General features: G+C 57.1%; 8 protein-coding genes and 1 pseudogene. 7 read left to right on the top strand and 2 right to left on the bottom strand.

What is annotated here, in order from left to right:
• The 7 genes and pseudogenes from R6T97_RS12220 to R6T97_RS12190 form a co-directional block, all read left to right on the top strand.
• Positions 1-1,635, top strand: a 1,635-nt coding sequence (locus R6T97_RS12220) for an alpha-galactosidase (RefSeq protein ID WP_410349568.1), incomplete at its 5' end; no start/stop codon positions are given.
• Positions 1,632-1,904, top strand: coding sequence for an SDR family oxidoreductase (locus tag R6T97_RS12215; RefSeq protein WP_410349567.1), 273 nt, complete (start codon positions 1,632-1,634; stop codon positions 1,902-1,904). The genes R6T97_RS12220 and R6T97_RS12215, both read left to right, overlap by 4 nt.
• Positions 1,901-2,806, top strand: a complete 906-nt coding sequence (locus R6T97_RS12210; RefSeq protein WP_410349566.1) for a 2-dehydro-3-deoxygalactonokinase — start codon at positions 1,901-1,903, stop codon at positions 2,804-2,806. Before R6T97_RS12215 ends, R6T97_RS12210 begins: the two co-directional genes overlap by 4 nt.
• Positions 2,807-2,809: 3 nt before the next feature.
• The gene (locus R6T97_RS12205) at positions 2,810-3,415 is read left to right on the top strand and encodes a 2-dehydro-3-deoxy-6-phosphogalactonate aldolase (protein ID WP_410349565.1); all 606 of its coding nucleotides are present in this window, start codon (positions 2,810-2,812) and stop codon (positions 3,413-3,415) included.
• Positions 3,412-3,576 (top strand): annotated as a pseudogene (locus R6T97_RS12200) (SMP-30/gluconolactonase/LRE family protein); the annotation flags it as partial. The gene R6T97_RS12205 and the pseudogene R6T97_RS12200, both read left to right, overlap by 4 nt.
• A 490-nt stretch (positions 3,577-4,066) precedes the next feature.
• Positions 4,067-4,291, top strand: a complete 225-nt coding sequence (locus R6T97_RS12195; RefSeq protein ID WP_410349564.1) for a hypothetical protein — start codon at positions 4,067-4,069, stop codon at positions 4,289-4,291.
• Between the two features lie 49 nt (positions 4,292-4,340).
• The gene (locus R6T97_RS12190) at positions 4,341-4,541 is read left to right on the top strand and encodes a hypothetical protein (RefSeq protein ID WP_410349562.1); all 201 of its coding nucleotides are present in this window, start codon (positions 4,341-4,343) and stop codon (positions 4,539-4,541) included.
• Between the two features lie 101 nt (positions 4,542-4,642).
• Here the strand turns inward: R6T97_RS12190 and R6T97_RS12185 are convergent, their stop codons facing one another.
• The gene (locus R6T97_RS12185) at positions 4,643-5,932 is read right to left on the bottom strand and encodes a BamA/TamA family outer membrane protein (protein ID WP_410349561.1); all 1,290 of its coding nucleotides are present in this window, start codon (positions 5,930-5,932) and stop codon (positions 4,643-4,645) included.
• Between the two features lie 198 nt (positions 5,933-6,130).
• Positions 6,131-6,343 (bottom strand): hypothetical protein (locus R6T97_RS12180; protein ID WP_410349560.1); only part of this gene is annotated, 213 nt, incomplete at its 5' end.

The raw sequence follows: 6,343 nt of genomic DNA, 5'->3' as shown, positions 1-6,343 counted from the left end.
CTGCCCGGCCCGCAGCAATCGGACGAGATGATCGACGTGTCGGGCCGCTGGTGTGGGGAATTCCAGCTCTCGCGCACCGCATGGGCGCCCGGAATGCGCTACCGCGAAAACCGCACGGGCCGCACCGGGCACGAACATTTCCCCGGCCTGATCGTGCCTTGCCGTGGTGCGACCAACACGCAGGGCGAAGCCTACGCGTTCCACTACGGATGGTCGGGTGGTCATCGCATGATCGCCGAAGAACTGCAGGATGGCCGCCGCCAGATCCAGTGGGGGCATGCCGCCCGGATGGAAACCGAGGCGGCAACACAGTTCAAGACGGCACCGCTTTATATTGCCTACTCTGATACTGGCCTGAACGGATGTGCCGTCGCCTTGCAACGCCACCTGCGCGACCGGATCGTCACGTGGCCCAAACCCGATGCCCCGCGCCCCGTGCATTACAACTGCTGGGAAGCCGTCTATTTCGATCACAAACTGCCCGTCCTGCAAGATATCGCAGAGCGCGCGGCGGCGTTGGGTGCCGAACGGTTCGTGCTGGATGACGGCTGGTTCGGCAACCGCGATGACGACACCCGCAGCCTGTCCGACTGGACGGTGGACCCGCGCAAATACCCCGACGGGCTGGACCCGCTGATCACCCATGTGCACGGGCTGGGCATGACCTTCGGCATCTGGTTCGAGCCGGAGATGATCAACGAAGACAGCGATATTCACCGCGCCCACCCCGATTGGGTGTTTGGCGCGGAAGACCAGACCTTGGGACGCCAGCAAAAAGCGCTGAATATGGCGCTGCCCGAGGTGCGCGATTTCCTGTACGCGCGTATGTCCGCAATCCTGCGCGACCACCATGTCGACTATATCAAGTGGGATCATAACCGCGTACTGCCCATGCCGGACGCGTCGCAAACCCGCGGCTCGTACGCGCTGATCGACCGCCTGCGCGCGGACTTTCCGCATGTCGAAATCGAAAGCTGTGCCTCGGGCGGGGGCCGCATTGACTTTGGGATATTGCAACGCACCCAGCGGGTATGGCTGTCTGACAGCAACGACGCACTTGAGCGGCTGCGCATCCAGCATGACGCGGCCTTGTTCCTGCCCCTTTCGGTGACAGGAAGCCACGTCGGGCCGCGCCATTGCCACACCTCGGGGCGCACGCTGGATATCTCGTTCCGGGCGTGGGTCGCAGCCCAGCGCCACATGGGGTTCGAAATGGACCCGCGCGAACTGGATGACACAGAAGCAGCCGTCCTGAAAGAAGTCACAAGCTGGTGGAAACACAACCGCAACTGGATGCAAACGGCGGATATTCTGCGGCTCGACAGCGCCGACCCCGCCGTCATCGCCGAACAGCAGCTGGCGCGCACGAAAGACCGCTTTGTGGTCTTTGCAGGAAAGGCCGCAACGAGCGCCCAAATCTCGCCACGGCCGTTGCGCCTGACAGGGCTGGAGCCATCGGCGACCTATCGGGTCAACCTGATCAACCGCAATGCGCTGCACCGCCTGTCACGCGGGACCACGGCGCTCAAGCAAGATGCTTTGGAGCTATCGGGCGCCTATCTGATGCATCACGGCGTGACTTTGCCATGGTCCTTCCCGGAACGGATGTGGGTATTGGAGGGCACACGTCTATGAACGCAACCTTTCATGATCGCGCAGGCGCATCTGTCTTCATCACCGGCGGGGGCAATTGTATTGCACCCGGCCGGATGCTGACCGAAAAGCAGGAAATCATGTGGGCAACAGCCGAATCCAAGGCGGCCTTTCTGGACAAGCAATGCCTGCGAGGATTCATGCGGCCTCAAGACATGATTGGCGGAACACTTTTCTTGGCCTCATCGGCATCGGCAATGATGACAGGGCAGACAATCACAATCGATGCAGGAGTGGTAGGCGCAGGATGACCCAAGACACCATCAAAGCGGATTGGATTGCCGTCGATTGGGGCACCAGCAACATGCGCGCTTGGGCAATGTCGGCGTCAGGTACAGTACTGGCCGAGGCGGGATCGGATCAGGGCATGGGGCAGTTGGCCCGCGACGCTTTTGAACCGGCGCTACTTGCTGTTGTGAGAGATTGGATCGACGGCCCTACCACCGTGATCGCCTGCGGCATGGTAGGGTCGCGGCAAGGCTGGGTTGAAGCACCATACGCTACCGCCCCATGCGGAACCTTGCCGGACGGTTTGGTTCAAGCGCCCACAACGCATCCCGATCTGAGTGTGTATGTGATCCCCGGTATCAAACAGATCAGTCCCGCGGATGTAATGCGCGGCGAAGAAACCCAGATCAGCGGTTTTCTGACCCGCAATCCCAGATGGGACGGCGTCATTTGCTTGCCCGGCACCCACACAAAATGGGTCCATGTCAGCGCCGATGAAGTCGTGAGTTTTCAAACATTCATGACGGGTGAATTGTTCGACACGATCTCTAGGCAAACCGTTCTGCGCCATTCGATCGCTGCCGATGGCTGGGACGATGCTGCCTTTTCAGAGGGGCTCGACATGGGGACGTCACGGCCAGAGCGTTTGGCCGCGCGTTTGTTCTCTTTGCGTGCCAAGGGGCTGCTTGAGGGCATGTCCGGCAGCGCGGCTCGCGCGGAACTGTCTGGTCTGTTGATCGGCACCGAACTGGCAGCGGCGAAACCCTATTGGCTGGGCCAGCAAATCGCCGTGATCGGCGACAGCAGTCTGGCAAAACTTTACGTTGATGCCCTTGCGACCCAAGCAGCCCCTGCCACCCAGGTGAATGCGCCTGCAATTACGCTTGCCGGCCTCGCTGCCGCCTATAAACGCCTGAAAGGATAACCGATGGACCGCCCCCTGATTGCCATTCTGCGTGGTGTGACACCTGACGAGGCTGCACCGATGGCCGCTGCATTGATCGACGCAGGGATCACGAAAATCGAAGTCCCGCTGAACTCGCCCGACCCGTTCGACAGCATCAAGGCGATGTCCGATGCTCATGGCGCGGATGCGCTGATCGGCGCAGGCACCGTGCTGTCGACCGACGACGTCGGGCGTGTCGCGCGGGCCGGTGGCAAGCTCATTGTTTCGCCCAACTGCGACCAGCGCGTAATTGTGGCCACCAAAACCGCCGGTATGCAAAGCTGGCCCGGTGTGATGACCCCGACAGAGTGCTTTGCCGCCCTCAAAGCGGGCGCGGACGGGCTCAAGATCTTTCCTGCCAACCTGCTTGGGCCCGACGGCATCAAGGCGATCCGCGCTGTCCTGCCTCCCGGCACAAAAGTCTATGCCGTGGGCGGCGCAGGTGCCGACAACTTTGCAGAATGGATGGCTGCATCCGCTGATGGTTTCGGCATCGGGTCCGCGCTCTACAAGCCGGGGCTTTCCGTGGCCGAGGTCGCAGCGCGCGCGCGCGATATGGTCGCGGCCTATGATGCGGCGGCATCATGATTTTCGACGAAACGCAATGCAAGCTGGGGGAAGGGCCGCTATGGCACCCTTCGCGCAAGCAATTGTTCTGGTTCGATATCTTGGGAAAGCGTCTTCATACCAAAGGCCATCACTGGCAATTCGAGGACTATGTGAGCGCAGCAGGTTGGACGTCTTGCGACGTAGATCTGGATGCATTCTTTGCAGATGATGGAGATATTGATCTGCCGTACGACTCATGAAGGCAAGATGTGTAGCTGCGAGTCAGCTAATTGCAATTCTGCAACACCTTGGTGGAATGCCGTGACTCGGACGTCTTTTCAGAAGGACGCGCTAAGATATTACGGATAAAAGAAAAAATGATCGCCTCACGCAATTTGATGACGCCTACATCAAAAGAGCTGATCAGACTTCGGTGCTGCCCACACCGATACAGGCCAGAGACCGCTCGCTCTGGCCTGTTTTCTTTTTCAAAAACAGAGATGCATGATCTGGAAGCAGGCTTCTACTCTTTGGGGCGCACACGCTGAACGGGGCGAAAGGCTCCTTTCTAAGTTTCAGTCCTCATATAACTCTTGGAAGAGCTACAACCTGCGTGGTCTGGGGTAATGACTCATCAGCGTTGTTCAGTATTTGACATTGCTGTGCGTTGGTTGAAGCAGTAGGACTTGCATGGGTTTTTCTCTGGAGGATTTGATGGCCACGGTGAAGATTGACGGTGTCGAGCATGACTTCGACAGCATGAGCAAGCACGCACAGGACACTGTTCGGTCCCTGCAGTTTGTAGAGGAGCGACTGCAGCAGCGCCGTAATGAGCTGGCAGTGGCTGATACAGCGCGCGGAGCATACATGCGCGCACTGAAGTCCACGCTGGATGCACAGAAGGCCGAAAACTGACCCAGAAGCGAATGACAGTTTTCACTATGGAACATGCAAGGAGGCCGTGATGGTCAAGGTCGTCATCGATGGGACTGAATACGAGACCGAGGAAATGGAAACCAATGCCAAGGCACAGGTCGCCTCGGTTCAATTTCTCGATGTGCATATGCAAACTTTGAAAAACGAGATTCTTATTTTTGAGACAGCCAAGCGTGCCTATCAGCGTGCGTTAAAGGAAGAGCTAGATAAGACGTCGAGCGCCACTTAGGCGTGAGGTCATAGTCGATGGACATAGCAGGGCAGGGGCGTTTTGAAACGCTCCTGGTTTCTCTCCTGATCTAGGTGGCAGGCCCAAATAGCCTTTCAGTATCAAAAGCTTGTTGAGATGTTGATGCCAAAGGTTTGCGTCTCGTCGCCTGGCACACGCTTGATCGGAGCCGCAACATACATCGAGATCGGAACATTACCGATTTTTGTGCTCAGGGTGATCCCGGCAGAAGTGCGCCACCTTGCTGTATCGTCAACAAGGGTGCCTGTGATCAAGTTATCTTCCAGGCCCCAGACACTTCCAATGTTGGCAAATAGTCCTGCGGTAAGGGGGACTGCGAAGATCTCGTTAAAGTCCCTCTGAAGCTCTACCCGTGCTGTCGCATACCGGTTTCCGCCGAGGAACTGCGAGCCATCGCGTGGGCCTGTTCCCCGTGCAGCAAAGCCACGTAGCTGGCTTGGGCTGAGGGAGAAGCGATCAACGATCCGGGTCGCACTGTCTCCTTGCGTGAAAACAACGCCTGCATCCGCGTTCACTAGTACTGAGTAGGGGCTAGCGCCCAAGGCGAATTTTGAACCGATCGAAGCCTGTAGCTCATAGAGCCGGCTGCCTCCAAGATTCCATGCATACCCGTCAAACCTGGTCTCGAAGACCTTTAGGACATCTGTCGGCGGCAGTTGGTATTTCAGGCCTAGCCGAACATACGGCCGACTCTCTGAGCCAAGATCAGACTGCAGGATAGGGCTTGCGCCGGATCTTATGTTTTTGACCTCCAGCGCACGCACACCCACACCGAGATCAAGCTGGATCCTATCGAAGCTGTCATATCGGACAAAAACCTCAGCTTGGCTACGCTGGGTATCAAAGAGCTGGTCATTCAGTTGTGTCTGCTCAAACCCCAAATTGAATCCCAGACCAAGGTTCTCTCCGAACACGGATTGCTTGTATACTTGAGCCTCTGCGAAGCCACGTTGGGACGAATAGGTGAGTTCGGCTTTTGCGGCAAACCCGTTCACCAGATTGTAGCGTTCTGCGTAAAGTGTTCCGATGACGTCTTCTGTAGTGTTATAGAAAACGCCAAACTCGATCTTGCCTGGGCGACTTTCCATCTCCGTGACGGAGATGACCAAATCATCACCTTTTGGTTCGAGCGTATGCGATGCAAACAACCCTGAGCGCCGCAAACATTGATTTATCGAGAATAGATCCGCCTGACTATAGAGCCTGTTGTCCTGAATCTGGCACCGAGCCCTGATGTCAGCCTCAGTGACATAGAACAGCCCCTGAAATTCCACTGTGGGCGAGGCACCGCCTTGAGCTGATGCATCCATGGGCAGGCCAAACGCAAGCAGGCAAGACAATGCGAGGGGGGCTCTCGTCTTTTCGAGCATTGACAGCGGATCCTTAGTCTAAAGAAGGCGCTAAAATTATTGCTATCAGATACACACAAGAGCATCTGACGAGTATGGTTACGTGGTCCACACGGGGGGGTCAACTACAGTGGCAAGTGCACAGGCTTGATGCTATAATCACAACGCAATGTGTTCTATCCGGTTTCTGAAAGCCACAGTTTGGCCTTCATTTCAAGGCTAGGGAAGCCTCAGAAAGCAAGGAGGCTTGATGAGGAGGGTTGCCGGGGTCCGATCGATCAACTGCAAAATGTGGTCGGCGTAAGGATAGGCCCTGGCGTACTGAAGATCATTAAAGGTCTCGTAGGAAAGGCTGTCAACTGCAAACAACTCGGCTTTATGGTAGAGGAGTGTTGCCACGGGGTCATTTTGAGTTTCACGAAAGAGGATATG

The sequence above is a fragment of the Yoonia sp. genome (assembly GCF_046498525.1).
In the GTDB taxonomy this organism is placed as follows: Bacteria; Pseudomonadota; Alphaproteobacteria; order Rhodobacterales; family Rhodobacteraceae; genus Yoonia.
Note: the sequence above shows the minus strand (reverse complement) of the source record. Positions and strands in the feature narration are given on the sequence as shown.